Source organism: Rhodococcus coprophilus NBRC 100603 (assembly GCF_001895045.1).
GTDB classification, from domain to species: Bacteria; Actinomycetota; Actinomycetes; order Mycobacteriales; family Mycobacteriaceae; genus Rhodococcus; species Rhodococcus coprophilus.
The window spans coordinates 216,800-236,449 of the sequence record NZ_BDAM01000003.1; the positions used below are offsets into that span (position 1 = coordinate 216,800).

General features: G+C 67.0%; 20 protein-coding genes. 8 read left to right on the forward strand and 12 right to left on the reverse strand.

The genetic code is table 11. The features are described from left to right. Positions 1 to 96: 96 nt before the first annotated feature. The gene (gene ctaD, locus RDCOP1_RS06835; protein WP_072699352.1) at positions 97 to 1,857 is read right to left on the reverse strand and encodes an aa3-type cytochrome oxidase subunit I; all 1,761 of its coding nucleotides are present in this window, start codon (positions 1,855 to 1,857) and stop codon (positions 97 to 99) included. A 289-nt stretch (positions 1,858 to 2,146) separates the two neighbouring features. Here ctaD and RDCOP1_RS06840 point away from each other — a divergent pair, with 289 nt between their 5' ends. Both RDCOP1_RS06840 and RDCOP1_RS06845 read left to right on the forward strand, forming a co-directional pair. Next, on the forward strand, positions 2,147 to 3,211 hold the full coding sequence (locus tag RDCOP1_RS06840) for an ABC transporter substrate-binding protein (protein WP_072699353.1): 1,065 nt from the start codon (positions 2,147 to 2,149) through the stop codon (positions 3,209 to 3,211). Positions 3,212 to 3,225: 14 nt separating this feature from the next. Continuing rightward, a complete protein-coding gene (locus RDCOP1_RS06845) occupies positions 3,226 to 3,702 on the forward strand; it encodes an NUDIX hydrolase (protein ID WP_072699354.1) in 477 nt (158 codons plus the stop codon). A 92-nt stretch (positions 3,703 to 3,794) separates the two neighbouring features. On the opposite strand, the gene nrdF is transcribed toward RDCOP1_RS06845, so the two are convergent. The 8 genes from nrdF to RDCOP1_RS06885 form a co-directional block, all read right to left on the reverse strand. Continuing rightward, positions 3,795 to 4,802: a class 1b ribonucleoside-diphosphate reductase subunit beta gene (gene nrdF, locus RDCOP1_RS06850; protein WP_072699355.1), complete on the reverse strand. Its 1,008-nt coding sequence runs from the start codon at positions 4,800 to 4,802 to the stop codon at positions 3,795 to 3,797. Positions 4,803 to 4,854: 52 nt separating this feature from the next. Next, positions 4,855 to 6,936, reverse strand: coding sequence for a class 1b ribonucleoside-diphosphate reductase subunit alpha (nrdE, locus tag RDCOP1_RS06855; RefSeq protein ID WP_231923091.1), 2,082 nt, complete (start codon positions 6,934 to 6,936; stop codon positions 4,855 to 4,857). 202 nt (positions 6,937 to 7,138) lie between these two features. Then, a complete protein-coding gene (gene nrdI, locus RDCOP1_RS06860) occupies positions 7,139 to 7,591 on the reverse strand; it encodes a class Ib ribonucleoside-diphosphate reductase assembly flavoprotein NrdI (protein ID WP_072699357.1) in 453 nt (150 codons plus the stop codon). 106 nt (positions 7,592 to 7,697) lie between these two features. Beyond that, positions 7,698 to 7,928, reverse strand: coding sequence for a glutaredoxin-like protein NrdH (gene nrdH, locus RDCOP1_RS06865; protein ID WP_072699358.1), 231 nt, complete (start codon positions 7,926 to 7,928; stop codon positions 7,698 to 7,700). 331 nt (positions 7,929 to 8,259) lie between these two features. Further along, positions 8,260 to 10,350 carry a xanthine dehydrogenase family protein molybdopterin-binding subunit gene (locus tag RDCOP1_RS06870; RefSeq protein WP_072699359.1) on the reverse strand — a complete coding sequence of 697 codons (2,091 nt, stop codon included), beginning with the start codon at positions 10,348 to 10,350 and terminating at the stop codon, positions 8,260 to 8,262. Next, positions 10,347 to 11,348 (reverse strand): FAD binding domain-containing protein, encoded by a 1,002-nt coding sequence (locus RDCOP1_RS06875; protein ID WP_072699360.1) that lies wholly within the window; start codon positions 11,346 to 11,348, stop codon positions 10,347 to 10,349. Before RDCOP1_RS06875 ends, RDCOP1_RS06870 begins: the two co-directional genes overlap by 4 nt. Further along, the gene (locus RDCOP1_RS06880; protein ID WP_072699361.1) at positions 11,345 to 11,905 is read right to left on the reverse strand and encodes a 2Fe-2S iron-sulfur cluster-binding protein; all 561 of its coding nucleotides are present in this window, start codon (positions 11,903 to 11,905) and stop codon (positions 11,345 to 11,347) included. Before RDCOP1_RS06880 ends, RDCOP1_RS06875 begins: the two co-directional genes overlap by 4 nt. Before the next feature lie 196 nt (positions 11,906 to 12,101). Beyond that, the gene (locus tag RDCOP1_RS06885) at positions 12,102 to 12,665 is read right to left on the reverse strand and encodes an NAD(P)H-dependent oxidoreductase (RefSeq protein ID WP_072699655.1); all 564 of its coding nucleotides are present in this window, start codon (positions 12,663 to 12,665) and stop codon (positions 12,102 to 12,104) included. A 90-nt stretch (positions 12,666 to 12,755) separates the two neighbouring features. Here RDCOP1_RS06885 and RDCOP1_RS06890 point away from each other — a divergent pair, with 90 nt between their 5' ends. Together RDCOP1_RS06890 and RDCOP1_RS06895 are read left to right on the forward strand one after the other, a co-directional pair. Further along, positions 12,756 to 13,361, forward strand: coding sequence for a TetR/AcrR family transcriptional regulator (locus RDCOP1_RS06890; protein WP_072699362.1), 606 nt, complete (start codon positions 12,756 to 12,758; stop codon positions 13,359 to 13,361). A 23-nt stretch (positions 13,362 to 13,384) separates the two neighbouring features. Beyond that, positions 13,385 to 13,810, forward strand: a complete 426-nt coding sequence (locus tag RDCOP1_RS06895) for an META domain-containing protein (RefSeq protein WP_072699656.1) — start codon at positions 13,385 to 13,387, stop codon at positions 13,808 to 13,810. A 73-nt stretch (positions 13,811 to 13,883) separates the two neighbouring features. On the opposite strand, the gene RDCOP1_RS06900 is transcribed toward RDCOP1_RS06895, so the two are convergent. Continuing rightward, entirely contained in the window at positions 13,884 to 14,432 is a 549-nt protein-coding gene (locus tag RDCOP1_RS06900; RefSeq protein WP_072699363.1) for a nucleosidase, read from the reverse strand. 138 nt (positions 14,433 to 14,570) lie between these two features. Here RDCOP1_RS06900 and nadE point away from each other — a divergent pair, with 138 nt between their 5' ends. After that, positions 14,571 to 15,410: an NAD(+) synthase gene (nadE, locus tag RDCOP1_RS06905; RefSeq protein WP_072699364.1), complete on the forward strand. Its 840-nt coding sequence runs from the start codon at positions 14,571 to 14,573 to the stop codon at positions 15,408 to 15,410. Between the two features lie 19 nt (positions 15,411 to 15,429). Here the strand turns inward: nadE and RDCOP1_RS06910 are convergent, their stop codons facing one another. Beyond that, a complete protein-coding gene (locus tag RDCOP1_RS06910; protein WP_072699365.1) occupies positions 15,430 to 15,708 on the reverse strand; it encodes a MoaD/ThiS family protein in 279 nt (92 codons plus the stop codon). Continuing rightward, positions 15,701 to 16,759, reverse strand: a complete 1,059-nt coding sequence (moaA, locus tag RDCOP1_RS06915; RefSeq protein ID WP_072699657.1) for a GTP 3',8-cyclase MoaA — start codon at positions 16,757 to 16,759, stop codon at positions 15,701 to 15,703. The genes RDCOP1_RS06910 and moaA overlap by 8 nt, the downstream gene beginning before the upstream one ends. A gap of 130 nt (positions 16,760 to 16,889) precedes the next feature. Here moaA and RDCOP1_RS06920 point away from each other — a divergent pair, with 130 nt between their 5' ends. From RDCOP1_RS06920 to RDCOP1_RS06930, 3 genes are read left to right on the forward strand one after another with little or no spacing between them, the layout of a single operon-like run. Next, a complete protein-coding gene (locus RDCOP1_RS06920) occupies positions 16,890 to 18,083 on the forward strand; it encodes a molybdopterin molybdotransferase MoeA (protein WP_072699366.1) in 1,194 nt (397 codons plus the stop codon). Next, positions 18,080 to 19,099 (forward strand): bifunctional molybdenum cofactor biosynthesis protein MoaC/MoaB, encoded by a 1,020-nt coding sequence (gene moaCB / locus RDCOP1_RS06925; protein ID WP_072699367.1) that lies wholly within the window; start codon positions 18,080 to 18,082, stop codon positions 19,097 to 19,099. The genes RDCOP1_RS06920 and moaCB overlap by 4 nt, the downstream gene beginning before the upstream one ends. Next, positions 19,092 to 19,553, forward strand: coding sequence for a molybdenum cofactor biosynthesis protein MoaE (locus RDCOP1_RS06930; RefSeq protein WP_072699368.1), 462 nt, complete (start codon positions 19,092 to 19,094; stop codon positions 19,551 to 19,553). The genes moaCB and RDCOP1_RS06930 overlap by 8 nt, the downstream gene beginning before the upstream one ends. Positions 19,554 to 19,650 lie beyond the last annotated feature (97 nt).

The window sequence follows — 19,650 nt, forward strand, 5'->3', positions numbered from 1 at the left end:
AGTCGGAGCGGTCGCGTCCGCGCCGGGGTACGTGCCCCGGAACGGCCGAAGCCCCGCCCGTGGAGACGGGCGGGGCTTCGTGCGTAGAGCGGTCGGTCAGGAGCGCGGGACGTCGCCGGGGGTGCGATCCGCACCCTCGAGCACGTTCACGCTGTGCTTGTGGCTACCCGGTCCGACGTGCGCCTCGGCGCGCATCTTGTCGACCATGTGCGGGTAGTGCAGCTCGAACGCCGGGCGCTCGGACCGGATGCGCGGCAGCTCGGTGAAGTTGTGCCGCGGCGGCGGGCAGCTGGTGGCCCACTCGAGGGAGTTGCCGTAACCCCACGGATCGTCGACCGTGACCATCTGGCCGTAGCGGTAGCTCTTGAAGACGTTCCACAGGAACGGCAGGGTCGAGGCACCGAGCACGAACGCACCGACGGTCGAGATCGTGTTGAGGGTGGTGAACCCGTCCGACGGCAGGTAGTCGGCGTAGCGACGCGGCATGCCCTCGTTACCGAGCCAGTGCTGCACCAGGAAGGTGAGGTGGAAGCCGACGAAGGTCAGCCAGAAGTGCCACTTGCCGAGACGCTCGTCGAGCATGCGACCCGTCATCTTCGGGAACCAGAAGTAGATGCCGGCGTACGTCGCGAACACGATGGTGCCGAAGAGCACGTAGTGGAAGTGCGCCACGACGAAGTACGAGTCGTGCAGGTGGAAGTCGAGCGGCGGGCTCGCGAGGATGACACCGGTCAGGCCACCGAAGAGGAACGTGATGATGAAGCCGACCGAGAACAACATCGGTGTCTCGAAGGTCAATTGCCCCTTCCACAGCGTGCCTATCCAGTTGAAGAACTTCACACCAGTCGGAACGGCGATCAGGAACGTCATGAAGGAGAAGTACGGCAGCAGCACGGCGCCGGTCGCGTACATGTGGTGAGCCCACACGGCGATCGAGAGGGCCGCGATGGCGATCGTCGCGTAGACGAGGCCGGTGTAGCCGAAGATCGGCTTGCGGCTGAAGACCGGGAAGATCTCCGAGACGATGCCGAAGAACGGCAGCGCGATGACGTACACCTCGGGGTGGCCGAAGAACCAGAACAGGTGCTGCCAGAGGAGCACACCGCCCGTGGCCGGGTCGTAGATGTGGCCACCGAGGTGACGGTCGACGAACAGCCCGAAGAATGCGGCGGTCAGCAGCGGGAACACGAGCAGGATCAGCAGGCAGGTGATCAGGATGTTCCACGTGAAGATGGGCATCCGGAACATCGTCATGCCGGGAGCGCGCATGCACACCACGGTGGTGATGAAGTTGACGGCACCGAGGATGGTGCCCAGGCCCATCACGCCGAGACCGAGGATCCAGAAGTCCGCGCCGACACCCGGGGAATGCAGCTCACTGGTGAGCGGGGTGTAGGCCGTCCAGCCGAAGTCGGCGGCACCACCGGGGGTGACGAAGCCGAGCATCACGATCGTTGCGCCGAACAGGTACAGCCAGTAGCTGAACGAGTTCAGACGCGGGAACGCCACGTCGGGCGCACCGATCTGGAGCGGCAGAATGTAGTTCGCGAATCCGAACACGACGGGCGTCGCATACATCAGCAGCATGATCGTGCCGTGCATGGTGAACAGCTGGTTGAACTGTTCGTTCGACAGGAACTGCAACCCGGGAACCGCGAGCTCTGTACGCATCAGCAGGGCCATGAGGCCACCGATGAGGAAGAACGCGAACGAGGTCACCAGGTACATAAGCCCCAGCACCTTGGGGTCTGTTGTCGTGATCATCTTGTAGATGAACGAACCCTTGGGTCCCTGCCGCGGCGGATACGGCCTCGCTACAGCTAACTCTGGGACTGGCTGGGGCGCTACGGCAGTCACTAATCCTCCTGAATGCGCGCTCGACCTCGGGCTGGAGGCGAACGTTCTCTGGCTTGCGCTCATCGAATCGTAGACCCTCCGCAAACCGGTCGCCCGCCGGGTCCTACTCGCTGTCGTATTCGACGGCAACGCTACCTGGCATCGCGCGCCGGACCGACCACCGATCCTGTGCCACGGATCACATCGACGCTTCCCAACGAGGTTGCGGGACACTGTCGGCGGCGCCTTGCACACGAGATAGCCTGAGCCGTCCCCTGGTTCGCGCCCGTCCCGTCAGGAGTGGTCTGAAGTGTTAGCAGTGCACCGGTCCAGAGCAGCTGTCGCATCCCTCGCGATCGCTGCCGTGACGGCGACCGTACTGGCCGGATGCTCCGCGCCCGCCGACGACGACGCATCGACGATCGTGCGCACGACCACCCGGATCGCCGGGGCATCCGTCGTCGGTATCGACCGCGATACCGCCACCGCGTGCGCTCTGCCCTCCCCCCTCGATCCCGGCATCGCACCGGCCGGCACGCGCGGCATCCTCCACGCCGCCGGGATGTCCGAGGTACCCGCCGACCCGCAGCGCATCATCGTGCTCGACGAGGCGGCGCTCGACGCCGTGTGCGCGCTGGGCCTGTGGGAGCGTGTCGTGGGCGCGACCGTCGACGCCGACGGACGGCCTGAGTATCTCGGTACCGGGATCGCGGAGTTGCCGTCCGTCGGGCCGCAGGGGTCGCCCGACATCGCTGCCGTCGAGCAGGCCCGCCCCGATCTCATCCTGGGGTCGGCGGCGGACGAGGCTCTCTATTCATCCGTCTCCGCCGTGGCACCGACCGTCCTGGTCGGTTCCGACCCCGTGTTCTGGCGCACACAGTTCCTCCGCGTCGGCGAAGCGCTGGGACGGACCGTCGCTGCACAGGCGGTGCTGGACGCGTACTCCGAGGAGGCCGCCGAACTCGGACGCGAACTCGTCTCGTCCCAGACGCAGGCATCGGTGGTGCGGTTCACCGCCGACGGCGGGGAGATCGAAGGCAGCGCGTCTTTCGCCGGCCAGGTGCTCGGCGACCTCGGTGCCGCCCGCCCGCCGGCGCAACGATTCGGGGTCGTCGATTCACGCGTCGTCGAACCCCTCGACGCGGACGATCCGGCGGCAGCGGACGGTGACGTGATCTTCGTCCGGTTCGCCGGCGAGGACGGACTCGAGCGCGGCACCGCGATCATGCGAACCGATCCGTGGCTCGACCTCGGTGCGGTCACCGACAACCGGTTGTTCTCCGTGTCCGACGAGGTGTGGTCGACCCCGGGTCCCGTCGCAGCACGCGCGATCCTCGAGGATCTCGAAGTGGGCCTCAACGGATACTCCGGATAATAAGGAAAGACGCGATGCCTGTTCCCGATTTCGTTGTCCGGCTCCGGGCCCACGTCGGCACTGCGCCCTTGTGGCTACCGGGAGTGAGCGCCGTCGTCGTCGACGACGACCACCGGGTGCTGCTGACCCGTCGCGCCGACAACGGCAGATGGGCCGTCGTCTCGGGCATCCTCGAACCCGGCGAGGAGCCCGCGGCCGCCGCACTCCGCGAAGTCCGCGAAGAGACGGGTGTCGACGCCGAGATCGTCCGGCTGACGAGTGTCGACGTCACCGCGCCGATCGTCTACCCGAACGGCGACGAAGCGCAGTACCTCGATGTGTCGTTTCTCATGCGCGCGGTCGGCGGCAGCGCGCGGGTCGCCGACGACGAGAATCTCGAGGTCGGGTGGTTCTCCCCCGACGCACTCCCCGAGCCGCTCACCGATACCTCCCGGCTACGGCTGGCCAAGGCTCTCGAAGGCGGGCCGGAGGCATGGTTCCGACGCCCCTGATGTGGTGCGAGCGGCCGGATGCCGCGCACGGTGCGCGCGGCATCCGGCCGCCGGCCGAACTGTGAGGGGCTCCGGTCAGAAGTCCCTGTTTCTCAGAAGTCCCAGTCTTCGTCTTCGGTGACGACGGCCTTGCCGATGACGTAGGAGCTACCCGAACCCGAGAAGAAGTCGTGGTTCTCGTCGGCGTTCGGCGAGAGCGCCGACAGGATCGCAGGGTTCACGTCGGTCTCGTCCTTGGGGAACAACGCCTCGTAGCCGAGGTTCATCAGTGCCTTGTTGGCGTTGTACCGCAGGAACTTCTTGACGTCTTCCGTCAGCCCCGCCTCGTCGTACAGGTCTGCGGTGTACTGCGTTTCGTTGTCGTAGAGCTCGAAGAGCAGTTCGAAGACCCAGTCCTTGAGCTCGTCGCGCTCGGCCTGGGTGATCTTCTCGAGGCCCTTCTGGTACTTGTACCCGATGTAGTAGCCGTGTACGGCCTCGTCGCGGATGATGAGGCGGATCATGTCGGCCGTGTTGGTCAGCTTGGCCCGCGACGACCAGTACATCGGCAGGTAGAAGCCGGAGTAGAAGAGGAACGACTCGAGCAGTGTCGAGGCGGCCTTGCGCTTGAGCGGGTTGTCGCCCTTGTAGTAGTCGAGGACGATCTGCGCCTTGCGCTGAAGGTTCACGTTCTCCTCGGACCAACGGAACGCGTCGTCGATCTCACGCGTCGAGCACAGCGTCGAGAAGATGTTCGAGTACGACTTCGCGTGCACCGACTCCATGAACGCGATGTTGGTGAGGACCGCTTCTTCGTGCGGGGTCACCGCGTCGGGAATCAGCGAGACCGCGCCGACGGTGCCCTGAATGGTGTCGAGCAGGGTCAGGCCCGTGAAGACCCGCATCGTGAGCTGCTGCTCGTAGGCGTTGAGGGTTCCCCACGACGGGATGTCGTTGGACACCGGCACCTTCTCCGGAAGCCAGAAGTTGCCGGTGAGGCGATCCCACACCTCGGCGTCCTTCTCGTCGGGGACGCGGTTCCAGTTGATCGCGGAGACGCGATCGATGAGCTTGACGCGCAGGCCGTCCGCCGGCGAGTGCGCGTGCGGTGCTGAGGTCATCGGTTACCTACCTGATCGGTGTTCGTGTGCAACGGGTGTCGGGGAAGTCGGATCACAGCATGCAGGAGACGCAACCCTCGACCTCGGTGCCTTCCAGCGCCATCTGCCGCAGGCGGATGTAGTACAGCGTCTTGATGCCCTTGCGCCACGCGTAGATCTGCGCCTTGTTCACGTCGCGGGTGGTCGCGGTGTCCTTGAAGAACAAGGTGAGCGACAGACCCTGATCGACGTGCTGCGTCGCCGCGGCGTAGGTGTCGACGATCTTCTCGTACCCGATTTCGTACGCGTCCTGGAAGTACTCCAGGTTGTCGTTGGTCAGGTAGGGAGCCGGGTAGTACACGCGCCCGATCTTGCCCTCCTTGCGGATCTCGATCTTCGAGGCGACGGGGTGGATCGAACTCGTGGAGTTGTTGATGTACGAGATCGAGCCGGTCGGCGGAACCGCCTGGAGGTTCTGGTTGTAGATGCCGTGCTGTTGCACCGACGCCTTCAGCTCGCGCCAGTCGTCCTGCGTGGGGATCGCCACGTTCGAGTCGGTGAACAGCTGCCGAACCCGCTCGGTCGCCGGCTCCCACGCCTGGTCGGTGTACTTGTCGAAGAACTCGCCCGACGCGTACTTCGACTCCGGGAAGCCCTTGAAGTACGAGCCCCGCTCGATGGCGAGCTTGTTCGACGCACGCAGCGCGTGGAACAGCACCGTGTAGAAGTAGATGTTCGTGAAGTCGATGCCCTCGTCGGAGCCGTAGAAGATCCGCTCGCGGGCGAGATAGCCGTGCAGGTTCATCTGCCCGAGGCCGATCGCGTGGGAATCGTTGTTTCCCTGTTCGATCGACGGAACCGAATCGATGTGCGTCTGGTCGGAGACCGCGGTCAGCCCACGGATCGCGACCTCGATGGTGCGCGCGAAGTCCGGCGAATCCATGGCCTTGGCAATGTTGAGCGAGCCGAGGTTGCAGGAGATGTCCTTGCCGACATGGCTGTAGGACAGGTCGTCGTTGTAGGTCGACGCCGTGGACACCTGCAGGATCTCCGAGCACAGGTTCGAATGGGTGATCTTGCCGGCGATCGGGTTCGCGCGGTTGACCGTGTCCTCGAACATGACGTACGGGTAGCCGGACTCGAACTGCAGCTCGGCGACCGTCTGGAAGAACTCGCGCGCCTTGATCTTCGACTTGCGGATCCGGCTGTCGTCGACCATCTCGTAGTACTTCTCGGTGACGTCGATGTCGGCGAACGGCTTGCCGTAGATGCGCTCGACGTCGTACGGCGAGAAGAGGTACATGTCCTCGTTCCGCTTCGCCAGCTCGAAGGTGATGTCCGGGATCACGACGCCCAGCGAGAGCGTCTTGATGCGGATCTTCTCGTCGGCGTTCTCACGCTTGGTGTCGAGGAATCGGTAGATGTCGGGGTGGTGGGCGTGCAGGTACACCGCACCCGCACCCTGCCGGGCGCCGAGCTGGTTGGCGTAGGAGAAGGAGTCCTCGAGCAGCTTCATGATGGGGATGACGCCGGAGGACTGGTTCTCGATCTTCTTGATCGGCGCGCCGTGCTCACGAATGTTGGTCAGCAGCAGGGCAACTCCGCCACCGCGCTTGGACAGCTGCAGTGCCGAGTTGATCGCGCGGCCGATCGACTCCATGTTGTCCTCGATGCGGAGCAGGAAGCAGGAGACCGGTTCGCCGCGCTGCTTCTTGCCGGAATTGAGGAACGTCGGGGTGGCCGGCTGGAAGCGCCCGGAGATGATTTCGTCGACGAGGTGCTTCGCGAGGATCTCGTCGCCGTCGGCGAGCGTCAGCGCCACCATGCACACGCGATCTTCGAAGCGCTCGAGGTAGCGCTTTCCGTCGAAGGTCTTGAGGGTGTACGACGTGTAGTACTTGAACGCGCCCAGGAAGGTCGGGAAGCGGAACTTCTGCGCGTACGCGTGCTGGAACAACGTCTTGACGAACGGCCGCGAGTACTTTTCGAGCACCTCGGGCTCGTAGTAGTTCTCCTCGACGAGGTAGTCGAGCTTCTCGTCGAGGTTGTGGAAGAAGACGGTGTTCTGGTTGACGTGCTGAAGGAAGTACTGGCGTGCCGCGGCGACATCCTTGTCGAACTGGATCTCTCCGTTCGGGCCGTACAGGTTCAGCATGGCGTTGAGCGCGTGGTAGTCGAGACCCTTGAGCGACTCGTCGAGTTTCGGGCTCTTGACGGGATCGGGATCGGTAATGGTCACAGTGCTGTCCCCACCTATCGAATAAAGGAACGTGGCCGCGCTGTCACTTGTGCGACGCGCGTCGAAATGGATACGAATGACGATGTGCCCCATAGAGTTCGGGGCGCGGCGATGCGGCCTATGCGGTTTGCAGCTCCGATTCCCAGAAGTGGGCGAGCCCGGCACGGACACGCTCGACATCGTCGGCGGTGCCCATCAGCTCGAATCGATACAGGTACGGGACCCGGCACTTACGCGCCACGATGTCGCCTGCGAAGCAGTACGACTCCCCGAAGTTGGTGTTTCCCGCCGCGATCACACCCCGGATAAGACCCCGGTTGTGCTCGTTGTTGAGGAATCGGATGACCTGCTTGGGGACGTAGTGCGTGTCGCGTCCGGTGGCGGTGGTCCCGCCGCCGTAGGTGGGCACCACCAACACGTACGGCTCGTGCACTTCGAAGGTGCCCTCACGGTCGTGCAGCGGGATCCGCGTCGCCGGGATCCCGAGCTTCTGCACGAACCGGTGGGTGTTCTCCGATGTACTCGAGAAGTACACCAGCGACGTACCCGGAGGCTGACCCTGCGAGGTCATCGGTGTTCACCACTCTTCAATCGATTGCGAAGACCGGCTCGGTCGGGCGAAGAACTACTGCCGCAGCGCACTGCGACCGGTCCGCGGAAGCGGACGGCACGAATACTCAGGCTGCGACCGTGAGCGCCTTGATGCGATCGGGGCGGAATCCCGCCCAGTGATCGTCACCGGCAACGACGACGGGAGCCTGGAGGTAACCCAGCGCCATAACGTAGTCGCGGGCCTCCGGGTTCTCGGTGATGTCGACGACGTCGTACTCGATGCCGGCCTTGTCGAGGGCACGGTAGGTGGCGGTGCACTGGACGCAGGCAGGCTTGGTGTAGACGGTGATGTTCATGGGTGCCCCTTAGTTCACATGGCCCTGACGGCCGGACGACTGACTGCTGCGCGGTGCTCGAATGCCCACCGAATCCGTCCCGATCCCACTTCCCCGAGAGACCGGCGACCTTTGGGCCCTCCAGCGGTCTAGACACTACACCTTGTGCCTGACAGAAACACAGAACCCAGGATCTTGTGAGTTACAGGTTTGATATTCCCAGGTCGCGCCTGCCCGAAGTGCACCTTCTCGGGCCTGGACGGCGTGTCGTGTCGCGGCGCGCCGACCGTGGCCTCGAGCACAGTGTGGCGCGACCCACCGACACCCCTGCGGGAGTGCCGGTGGGCCCGAGTCAGGGCAGCGCGGGCAGCAGGTCGTCGAGCCTGGCCGGCAGGCTCCGGATCCGCACCCCGGTCGCGTGCCAGAGCGCGTTCACCACTGCTGCCGCGCTGCCGACGATGCCGATCTCGCCGATGCCCCGTGAGCCCACGGCCGTGGCATGGAAGTCGTCCTCGTCGAGCCATGCGGCGTCCACGTCGCGGATGTCCGCGTGAGTCGGCACGTGGTATTCCGCGAGATCGTGGTTGAGCACGTGCCCGAACCGCGGGTCGCGGATGCTCTCCTCGAACAGCGCCATCGAGATTCCGAACGACATGCCGCCGATGAACTGCGACCGAGCCGTCCGCGGATTGATCACCCGTCCGACGGAGAACATGCCGAACATGCGCGGTACCCGGATCTCGCCGGTGTCGCGATCGACCTGGACTTCGACGAAGTGCGCACCGAACGAGGCCGCGGTGTAGCTCTCGAGGTCGGAGTTCTCCCCCGCCGTCGCGGACGCTTCGTCTCCCGGCTCGGGAGTACCCCCGAAACGGGTCCGGAACGTTCCCGCCGCCGCGACGATGGCGTTGCCCCACGACGACGTGCCCGACGACCCGCCCGCGACGGTCCCGTACGGCAGTGCGCTGTCGCCGAGGTCGAGGTCGATCTGTTCCGGGGCCACACCCAGCGCGTCGGCAGCGATCAGCGTGAGCGCGGTCCACGCGCCCGTGCCGAGGTCCGCTGCCCCGATCCGGACCTGGAACCGTCCCTGCCCCCGATACCGGATCGATGCCTGCGACCCGGGCTGGACCATATGGGGGTAGGTCGCCACCGCGACACCGGTGCCGGTGAGCCGGCGGCCGTCGCTGCGTGTACCCGGCGACCGATCCGACGGATCCCAGCCGAACCGTTCCGCGCCTTCGCGGAGGCATTCGACGAGCCGTCGCGACGACCAGGGTTTCCCGGTCTCGGGGTCGGCCTCGGGTTCGTTGAGGATGCGGAGTTCGACGGGGTCGATCCCGCAGGCCACCGCGAGTTCGTCCATCGCCACTTCACCGGCGAACATGCCGGGGGCCTCGCCGGGTGCCCGCATCCAGAAAGGTGCCGGCACGTCGAGGGCGACCGCCCGATGGATCGTGCGCACATCGGCCACGTCGTACAGGTTCCGCAGTGGCACGGCGGCCTGCTCGACGAACTCGGTGACGTGGGAACTCTGGACGAAGGCCTCGTGCACGATGCCCGTGAGCCGGCCGTCACGCCGGGCCGCGAGGCGCAGATGCGATGCCGTCGGCGAACGGTAGCCGACATAACCGAACATGTCGTGCCGGGAGACCGCGAACTTCACGGCGCGACCCGGCAGCGCGCGGGCCGCGAGCGCCCCGAGCACGTCGTGGGCGTGTGGTCCGCCCTTCGATCCGAAGCCTCCGCCGATGTACGGGCAGATCACCCGCATGGTCGAGGAGTCGAGGCCGAGGGCCGGTGCCAGTGCCGCGACGACCCCGTGCGGATGCTGTGTGGAGGTGTAGAGGGTGAGGGTTTCCCCGTCCCACAGCGCGACGACCGTGTGCGGCTCGAGTGGGTTGTTGTGCTCCTCCGGGGTGGAGTACCACTCGTCGATCACCACGTCGGCAGCGGAGAACGCCTCGTCGGTATCACCACGCTCATACTCGGCCGGGTACCCACCGTTGGCCTTCTCCGGCGTATAGGCATCGGGGTGGTCGGGCCGGAAGCGGGTGTCGTGGTCGGTGGCCGTGTATTCCACGGACAGCAGGTCGCAGGCATACCGCGCGGCTTCGGGGCTCTCGGCCACGACCGCCCCGATGATCTGCCCCCGGTAGAGCACCTCGGGGCTCTGCAGCACGACGTATTCGCCCTCGGCTTGGTCGGTCAGCCGCGGCGCGTTCCACGGTGTGAGCACCGTGATGACGCCGGGCACCGCTTCGGCCTCGGCGGTGTCGATGCGATCGACCGTCCCCCGTGCGATCGTCGACACCAGCGGCACCAGGTACGCGGGATCCGGCACGGGGTGCTCGTAGGCGTACGGCGCGAGGCCGGCGACCTTCTGGGGCCCGTCGACCCGCGCGGTGGAGGTGCCGACGGCGCGCGTTGCGATGTGCGTCATGCGGATACTCCTTCGTCGTGCCGTCCGGCGAGATCCCGGAGCACACCGGCGACCGTGCGGCGCAGCAGCGGGATCTTGAACGCGTTCCCTTCGAGAGCGTCGGCCTCGACGAGTTCCGCATCGGCCGCCCGGGCGAAAAGGTCGTCGTCGGGGCGTTGTCCGAGAAGAGCGGCCTCGGTGCGGTGTGCGCGCCACGGGCGGTGTGCGACGCCGCCGAATGCGATGCGGCAGCCGGTGACGGTGCCGCCGGAGATGGTGAGTTCGGCAGCGACCGACACGAGCGCGAACGCATAGGAGGCCCGATCCCGGACCTTGCGATAGGTGGACAGTGACGTCTGCGGCGGCGGCAGATGGACGCCGACGACGAGTTCGTCGCGTTCGAGGGTGGTATCGAGATCGGGCCGGTCGCCGGGCAGGCGGTAGAACTCCTCGAGCGCGACGGTGCGCTCACCGTCCGGTCCCGCGACGAGGACCTCCGCATCGAGGGCGAGCAAAGCGACCGCCATGTCGGACGGATGCGTCGCGACGCACTCTTCCGAGGCGCCGAGCACGGCGTGATAGCGCGTGTAACCACCCAGCGCCGAGCATCCACTGCCGGGCTCGCGCTTGTTGCAGGGCGTCGACACGTCGCGGAAGTACACGCATCGGGTGCGCTGCAACAGATTTCCGCCGGTCGTGGCGGCATTCCGTAGTTGAGGGGACGCGCCCGCGAGGAGCGCACGCGTGAGCATCGGGTAATTGCGCCGCACGTCCGGATGGACGGCGAGGGCGCTGTTGCGCACGTTCGCGCCGACCCGGAGGCCTCCGTCCGCGGTGTGCACGACGGTGTCGAGCGGCAGGTGGGAGATGTCGACGAGCATGTCGGGAGTGGCGACGCCCAGTTTCAGGTGGTCGACGAGATTGGTTCCGGCTGCGAGGAATACCGCTTCCGGATTGTCGTGCACGAGTGCGACCGCCGATGCGGTGTCGGTGGGTCGCTCGTAACGAAGCGGCTTCACCGGGTCTGCCCCCGCTCCGCGACCTCGCGGATCGCCTCGACGATGTTGGGGTACGCGGCGCAGCGGCACAGGTTGCCGCTCATGCGCTCCCGGATCTCCTCGTCGTCGAGTTCGGGCGTCCCGTCCAGATCCGAGGTGACGTGGCTGGGGTCGCCGTGCGCGTATTCGTCGAGCATCCCGACCGCGGAACAGATCTGGCCCGGCGTGCAGTACCCGCACTGGAAGGCGTCCTCCTCGAGGAACCGTTCCTGCAAGGGGTGCGGTCCGTCCGCGGCGAGACCGGCGGCGGTGACGATTTCCGCACCGTCGTGTGCGACAGCGAGCGCGAGACAGGTCACTCTGCGCTTCCCGTCGAGAAGGACGGTGCACGAGCCGCACTGGCCGAGGTCGCACCCCTTCTTCGGTGACGTGACACCGAGGCGGTCGCGCAGCGCGTCGAGCACCGTGGTGCGCGCGTCGACGGTGCAGTGTCGTTCGGTGCCGTCGACCGTGAAGGTGACGGAGTGGTCGTGCGGGCCGGGCGGTGCCGTGCCGGTGTCTGCGGTCTCGGATGCCATGGGTCGTCCTCCCGACAGTGGGCTGTCGTTCGGGCATTCCCGATGGGCACCGGCTCCAATCACATCGACGGGGATCGATTCGTCTCCGCGACGTGGACCCGCCGGGAAACGAAGCAGCCCCGATCCCGCTGCGGCAGGACCGGGGCCGGTCGTCGCGTCCCCGCCCGGGTGGAGCGGGCGGGGACGCGAACGTCGATCAGGCCTCGACGAGTTCCTTGGTGGCGTTCGTGAGGGCGGTCACGACACCGGAGATCTCAGCCGACGTCTCGGCATGATCCTTGGCGTGTGCGTCACCGAACTTACCGAAGGTGCCGCCGACGGAGAGGGAGCCGCCCTCGGCGACCTTGCCGCCCGCGATGGCGACAGCCTTGACGGTGTCCTCGAGCGCCCACTTCGCAGCGTTCGCGCTCGGCGATGCGCTGACGACGGCCACCGGCTTGCCCGACAGCGCGCCGGCGCCGTAGGGACGCGACAACCAGTCGATCGCGTTCTTGAGGACGCCCGAGGTCGATCCGTTGTATTCCGGGGTGACGAACAGGACGGCGTCGACACCGGCGACGGCGTCGCGCAGAGCGGCAGCGGCGGCGGGCACCGACTCGCCGTCGATGTCCTCGTTGTAGAACGGCACGTCCGCCAGACCTTCGTGGATCGTCACCTCGACGCCCTCAGGGGCAACGGTGGCCGCGGTCTCGGCGAGCTGACGGGTGACAGCAGCGGAGCGCAGGCTTCCGACGAGTGCGAGGACTCGGGTCTGAGCCATGGTGTACATCCTTCGATCGAGTTGGTTGATTCCGCAATCATAAACGGACCGCGGTCCACTTTCATTCCCACCCGGCTAGAATGTGACCTTGTGAACACTCGCCCGCTGTCGTTGACCGACGACAGCCCCGTCGAACGCGGCGACGCTGCCCGTAACCGCAAGCGTCTGCTCGACGCCGCGACGCAGCTTGTCGACGAACACGGCGTCGACGCCGTCACCATGGAGGCCGTCGCGACGAAGGCGGGCGTCGGCAAAGGAACGGTCTTCCGCCGCTTCGGATCACGCGCCGGCCTCATGCTCGCCCTGCTCGACCACAGTGAACGCGAGTTGCAGCACGCATTCCTGTTCGGACCACCGCCGCTCGGACCGGGTGCCGATCCGATCGAACGCCTCGTGGCCTTCGGCCGTGCGCGGATCGCCCTCGTCGACGTCCAGGGCGAACTGCTCCGGGCCGCCGAGTCCGCAGGTGTGCGGTTCTCGGCTCCGGCTCACCGGGTCTCGCTCATCCACGTCCAGACCCTGCTGCGGGAGGCTGGAACCGTCGGCGATCTCCCGGTACTCGCGCAGGCACTGCTCGCGCCCCTCGACGCGACGCTCGTGCTCCACCAGTGGCGGGAACTCGGATATCCGCTCGAGCGTCTCGCCGATGCGTGGGCCGACCTCGCACAACGCATGACGCGCCCGGCCCACAGGTGACGGCCGCCGGTACGGTGAGGCTCATGACCGCTGCTCTCCGCGCGTTCGTCGTCCTCACCCTCGGTGGGCTGCTGTGTGCATGCAACCCGAGTTCGGCGGCACCGACTGCTACCGATCTCGTGGGCCGGGAGTTCGTATCCACCGAGATCGTCGGCACGCCCGTTCCCGGCGGAGGACCGCTCACCGTCGCGTTTCCCGCGCCCGAACGATTGTCGGCCTACGCAGGCTGCAACCGGATGATGGGCACCGCGGACCTGTCCCGTGGGGTCGTACGCGCGGACGGTCTCGCCACCACGATGATGGCGTGCCCTCCCCCACTCGATGCGGCCGACCAGTGGGTTCAGAACCTCTTCGCTGCCCGTCCTCGATGGCATCTGGACGGGGACGTGCTCACGCTCACGACCAGCACGCTCCGGGTGACGCTCGTCGAGCAGTCGGCCGATAACTGACCCGACCGCGTCACCGAACCGTCGCGCGCCCTGCCCACGCACTGATCCGGCACGTCGAAACGAATCCGGCACGTCAGTACGTACGCACAAGCCATTCCGCGAGCATCCGCGCGCTGTGGTCGATCTGCTGGGGCCAATCCATCGCCGTCTCGTCGGCGTGATCGCTCACGTGCTTGACGAGCCGGCAGCGCGCACCCATGTGCACAGCCGCCGATGCAACGGCAAACCCTTCCATGTCGACGAGATCGGCTCGCACCGCCAGCGCGTCGCGGACCTCGGCGTCGGAGACGAAGGAATCTCCGGTCGCGAGAGTCGTTCCGTCACCGTCCTCGAACGCGAGGGTGTCGCCCACCGGATGACCGAGGCTCCGCAACACCTCGCTGCTGATGTCGTGGTTGATGACGGTGGAGGGGAAATAGAGCCCGCCGTGCGTACTGCGCAGAGCGCCGGCAGTGCCGATATTGACGACGAGCGGCCTGCGCCCCTCCGGATAACGCCCGAGCGCAGCCGTCACCGCGACCGCGGCGGTGACCTTGCCGATGCCCGTGATCAGCACGTCGAAGCGCTCCGGGACGTGCCTCGCCTCCGACTCGGTCGCGGATACGACGAGGATCTCGTTCACCTGTTGCCTCCGTATTTCTGGGGTTCGTGGCAGTTCACTTTGCCGCCTGCGTTGCCCGTTGCGCACGCCCGACCTGAACCCGCACCGTATCCCGGCGTCCTCTCGCGGCCCGGCCCCGGTGGGGCTAATGTTGCGCCAATGACGAACCTGCGCGATCGGATCATCGACGAACTCGGAGTCAAGCCCTCCATCGATCCGCCGAGCGAGATCGACACGCGAGTACAGTTTCTCGCCGACTACCTTGCCTCCACTCCGGCGAAGGGCTTCGTGCTCGGCATCAGCGGCGGTCAGGACAGCACGCTCGCCGGACGACTGTCCCAGCTGGCCGTCGAAAAGCTCCGGGCAGCGGGGCGCGATGCCGAGTTCGTCGCCGTGCGCCTGCCCTACGGACAGCAGGCCGACGAGCACGACGCACAGATCGCGCTGGAGTTCATCCGGCCGGATCGCACCGTGCGCGCTGACATCAAGCCCGGGACCGATGCCACCGCGACCGAAGCCGGACGTGCACTCGGCGAAATCTCCGGCCACGGAGCCACCATTCGCGATTTCGTCCGGGGCAACATCAAGGCACGCGAGCGCATGATGCTCCAGTACGCGATCGCCGGCGAACTCGGCCACCTCGTGGTCGGGACCGACCACGCCGCCGAGGCCGTCACCGGCTTCTACACCAAGTACGGGGACGGCGGAGTCGACATCACGCCGCTGGCCGGACTCACCAAGCGGCAAGGCGCTGCGTTGCTGCGAGAACTCGGTGCACCCGAGAGCACCTGGAGCAAGGTCCCCACCGCCGATCTCGAAGACGATCGTCCGGCGCTGCCCGACGAAGAGGCCCTGGGTATGAAGTACAGCGAGATCGACGACTATCTCGAAGGCAAGGACGTCACCGACGACCTCGCGAAGCGACTCGAAGGCAAGTTCCTCGAGACGCACCACAAGCGCGTCATGCCGGTGGCACCGTCCGACACGTGGTGGAAGTGAGCTGAACGCCTGCGGGCGGTCAGCCGCCTGCGAACGGCGGCAGCACGTCGACGCGAGCACCCGCCAGGCGGGACAGGTCGCGGGTGAGTTCCCCGGTGCCGCCCTCTCCCGGCTCGACGAGATACGCGGCGACCGACAGCACACGTTCCATCGCCGGTCCGTACCGCTCGACGAGCACTGTCCGGAGCGCACCGAGATCGGATCCGGCGGGTAACGCCACCGTCTCCTTCTCGCACCCCGACGCGTCGGTTGCGGCGGCGAAGTACCGCACCTCGATCCCGTTCACCACGTCAGCCACCGATTGCTCCCATACTGCGTTGAGGCGGGACGAAATCCGCCGCGTCGATCCCGTGCCCGGCCCACTTGTTCCACATGGCACCACGCCAGAGGTCCATCAGTTCGTCATCGGTTGCGCCGCCCCGCATCGCGGCCCGCAGGTCCGTCTCCTGGTCGCTGAACAGGCACGATCGGACGGTGCCCTCCGCGGTGAGGCGGGTGCGGTCGCAGTCGGAGCAGAACGACCGGGTCACCGACGCGATGATCCCCACGGTCGCGGGTCCACCGTCGACGAGCCAGCGCTCCGCCGGCGCGGACGGATCTTCTCGCTCCGTCTCGGTGAGCGTGAAACGTGTGCCGAGCACGTCGAGCAGACCTTGCGCGGGCACCATCCGCGACCGGGCCCATTCGTGGTCGGCGTCGAGCGGCATCTGTTCGATGAACCGCAGTTCCACCTGCTCGTCGAGGCACCATTCGAGCAGGTCCGCAGCGCCGTGCAGGGTTTCCGGCATCAGCACGGCATTGATCTTCACCCGCGAGAAGCCCGCGTTCTTCGCGGCGCGGACGCCTGCCAGCACCGAACCGAGGCGATCCCGGCGGGTGAGTTCCGCGAAATGCTCGCGGTCGATCGTGTCGAGGGAGATGTTGACGCGGCTGAGCCCGGCGCGGGCCAGAGCGTGCGCCCGGTGCTCGAGACCCACCGCGTTGGTCGTGACCGCCAGCGGGATTCCGGGCGCGACCTTCGAGCAACCCTCGATGATCGCTTCGAGATCGCGTCGCACGAGGGGTTCCCCGCCGGTGAAGCGCACCTCGCGGACTCCGAGTCGCCCGGTTGCGATTCCCACCAGGCGCACGATTTCGTCGACGGTGAGGAGTTGCTCGCGAGGGATGGCAGGCAGCCCCTCTTCCGGCATGCAATAGGTACAGCGCAGCGAGCATTTCTCCGTGATCGAGACGCGCAGGTCGCGGGCGACCCGCCCGAAACGGTCGACCAGATCGGGCACATCGGGCCTGTCGGACGTGTCGTCGGCACGTCCACGTACGAGGGGAATCCCTACGTTCACCGCCGTCATCCGATCACCGCCACCATGCGCCCAGTATGCCCACTGCCGGTGGCCCGCGAACACCGAACTACCCGAAGCCTCGTGGCAGTCCGCAGGTACTCGGGCGGACGCGAACTCGATTGTGCCTAGGATTGGCCCCATGACGAGCGGCAAGCGGTCCGTGGAGGAACACGAACGGTACGTGGCGGAATTACTCGGGACCCTCCTCTCGGGATCCACCGTGACCGTCCCACTGTCCCGTGCCCTGCATCGCACGCTCGCGGAGACGATCACGTCTCCGCTCGATCTGCCCCCGTTCCGGAACTCCCAGATGGACGGGTACGCGGTCGCGTCGAGCACTGTGTCCGACGCGCCGGTGACGTTGCCCGTGCAGGGCGTCGTCGCGGCCGGAGACACAACCGGGGCCCTCGCCCGCGGAAGCGTACTGAAAATCATGACCGGCGCCCCGATGCCGGAGGGTGCCGACGCCGTCGTCCCCGTCGAGGACACCGCAGCCGACGAGGACGCCGGGACCGTGACCATCGGGAGAGGCACCCGACCGGGCGAGTTCGTCCGGGAAGCAGGCAGCGACGTCCGGACGGGCGATCGCTTGTTGTCGGCGGGCACGGTGCTCGCGGCACGCCACATCGCGGTGCTCGCCGCCGTCGGGCTGACGAACATCCCGGTCCGCGCACGGCCGCGGGTCGCGGTGATCTCGACCGGGTCCGAACTCGTCACCGCCGGAGACGTGCTCGGACCCGGGCACATCTACAACTCCAACGGACCGGCGCTGGCCGCGAGTGCCAGCGCCAACGGTGCCGACGTCGTATCGATCGACCACTGCCACGACGACCCCGACGAGTTCGCCAAGATGCTCGCCTACGCCGCGGGCGTCGCCGATGTGATCTTCACCTCGGGAGGGGTGTCGAAAGGCGACTTCGAAGTCGTCAAGGACACTCTGGAACCACTGGGCGGCGATTTCGTGTCGGTGGCGATGCAGCCCGGCGGTCCGCAGGGATCGGCGGTGATCGACGGTGTGCCGGTGCTGACCTTCCCCGGCAATCCCGTCAGCGCGCTGGTGTCGTTCGAAGTGTTCGCGCGTCCGGTGCTCCGGGCAGCAGCGGGCTACCCGCCCGTGACGGCCGAAATGCTGCCCCTCGCCACGGATCTGACCTCGATCCCCGGCAAGCGCCAATTCCTGCGCGGTGCCCTCGACGGCCGGACCGTGATACCCGCGGCCGGACGCGGATCGCACCTCGTCGCCGGGCTCGCCGCAGCCGACGTGCTGCTCGACATCCCCGCCGACACCGTCTCACTCGAAGCTGGAGACCTCGTGAAAGTACTGACGCTGTGACCGAATTGAGCCACCTCGACGACCAGGGCCGCGCCCGGATGGTCGATGTGTCCGCGAAGGCCGACACCACCCGCACAGCGCTCGCCGCCGGGCGGCTCGTCACCACACCGGAGGTGGTGGCACTCGTGCGCGCCGACGACATGCCGAAGGCCGACGTGCTCGCCACCGCCCGCATCGCCGGTATCGCCGCCGCCAAGCGCACCTGGGAATTGATCCCCCTGTGTCACCAGCTGGCGTTGTCGTCGGTGAAGGTGAACTTCGGTTTCACCGACACGGCGATCACCATCGAGGCCACCGCCAAGACCAAGGGACCGACCGGAGTCGAGATGGAGGCGCTCACGGCGGTCGCCGTCGCGGGGCTCACCTTGCACGACATGGTCAAAGCCGTCGATCCCGCCGCGGTTCTCGACGGTGTCCGGCTCCTGTCGAAGGAAGGCGGCAAGCGTGGTCGCTGGCATCGCGACGACCTCGACGCCACGACCGGCACCGAAGCCCACGAGGCAGGCGCGGACGGGGTCGAGGCGGACGAGACCGAACCGACGGGGCGTTCCGCTGTGGTCGTGGTGGCGTCCACGGGCGTCGCCGCGGGCACCCGCGAGGATCGCACCGGCCCCGTCATCGAGAAATGGCTCACAGAGCAAGAATTCACCGTTCGCGGGCCACTCGTGTACGCCGATGCGCAGATCGCGGCAGGTCTCGCCGACGCGCTCAGCGGCGGACCGGCGCTGATCGTGACCACCGGAGGCACCGGCGCGTCGCCGACCGACGCCACCCCCGAGGCGACCCTGGCCGTGCTGGACCGCGAACTCCCCGGAATCGCAGAGTCGATCCGCCGGCGCGGACTCGACGCGACACCCCACGCGGTGCTCTCCCGCGGGGTCGCCGGACTGGCGGGCCGCACCGTCGTCGTGAATCTTCCGGGGTCGCCCGGCGGCGTGAAGGACGGACTCGCAGCGCTCGAGCCGATCCTCGATCATCTGTTGGCGCAGGTCGCGGGAGGCGGAGCACATGAGTGACGGTATCGACACCACAGGACGCATCGCCGAATCCGGCGGGAGCAGCGAAGTGCTGGCGCGGATTTCGGCGGAGCCACTGGACCCTGCCGTGGTCGACGTTGCGGTGGCCGGGCCACGGCACGGCGCCGTGGTGGTGTTCACCGGCGTCGTGCGCAATCACGACGGCGGGCAAGCCGTGACCGCGCTCGAGTATCAGGCGCATCCCGACGCCGAGGCCTTCATGCGCCGATGCTGCGAGGAGGTAGCCGGTAGATCGGGGCTCCCCGTCGCCGCCGTACACCGAGTGGGCCATCTCACCATCGGCGATCTCGCGCTCGTCGCGGCCGTCGCCGCACCGCACCGCGCCGAAGCCTTCGCCACGTGCGCCGAACTGGTCGAACGCATCAAACAGGAGGTGCCGATCTGGAAGCGTCAGCACTTCACGCACGGCGTCACGGAGTGGGTGGGGCTGTAGCCGGGCCGGTCGTACCGTGCCGACTGTGCGGTAGGGTGATGTGGTTCGGGTGTCACGAAGACGCCCACCGTCGTGGGATACCAGCGGATCGGGATCG

Bases quoted from the DNA above. Each gene is read 5' to 3' on its own strand.
- RDCOP1_RS06845 (WP_072699354.1), top strand. From the start codon at position 3,226: ATGCCTGTTCCCGATTTCGTTGTCCGGCTCCGGGCCCACGTCGGCACT.
- nrdF (WP_072699355.1), bottom strand. From the start codon at position 4,802: ATGACCTCAGCACCGCACGCGCACTCGCCGGCGGACGGCCTGCGCGTC.
- nrdE (WP_231923091.1), bottom strand. From the start codon at position 6,936: ATGCTGAACCTGTACGGCCCGAACGGAGAGATCCAGTTCGACAAGGAT.
- nrdI (WP_072699357.1), bottom strand. From the start codon at position 7,591: ATGACCTCGCAGGGTCAGCCTCCGGGTACGTCGCTGGTGTACTTCTCG.
- nrdH (WP_072699358.1), bottom strand. From the start codon at position 7,928: ATGAACATCACCGTCTACACCAAGCCTGCCTGCGTCCAGTGCACCGCC.
- RDCOP1_RS06870 (WP_072699359.1), bottom strand. From the start codon at position 10,350: ATGACGCACATCGCAACGCGCGCCGTCGGCACCTCCACCGCGCGGGTC.
- RDCOP1_RS06880 (WP_072699361.1), bottom strand. From the start codon at position 11,905: ATGGCATCCGAGACCGCAGACACCGGCACGGCACCGCCCGGCCCGCAC.
- RDCOP1_RS06885 (WP_072699655.1), bottom strand. From the start codon at position 12,665: ATGGCTCAGACCCGAGTCCTCGCACTCGTCGGAAGCCTGCGCTCCGCT.
- RDCOP1_RS06895 (WP_072699656.1), top strand. From the start codon at position 13,385: ATGACCGCTGCTCTCCGCGCGTTCGTCGTCCTCACCCTCGGTGGGCTG.
- nadE (WP_072699364.1), top strand. From the start codon at position 14,571: ATGACGAACCTGCGCGATCGGATCATCGACGAACTCGGAGTCAAGCCC.
- moaA (WP_072699657.1), bottom strand. From the start codon at position 16,759: ATGACGGCGGTGAACGTAGGGATTCCCCTCGTACGTGGACGTGCCGAC.
- RDCOP1_RS06920 (WP_072699366.1), top strand. From the start codon at position 16,890: ATGACGAGCGGCAAGCGGTCCGTGGAGGAACACGAACGGTACGTGGCG.
- RDCOP1_RS06930 (WP_072699368.1), top strand. From the start codon at position 19,092: ATGAGTGACGGTATCGACACCACAGGACGCATCGCCGAATCCGGCGGG.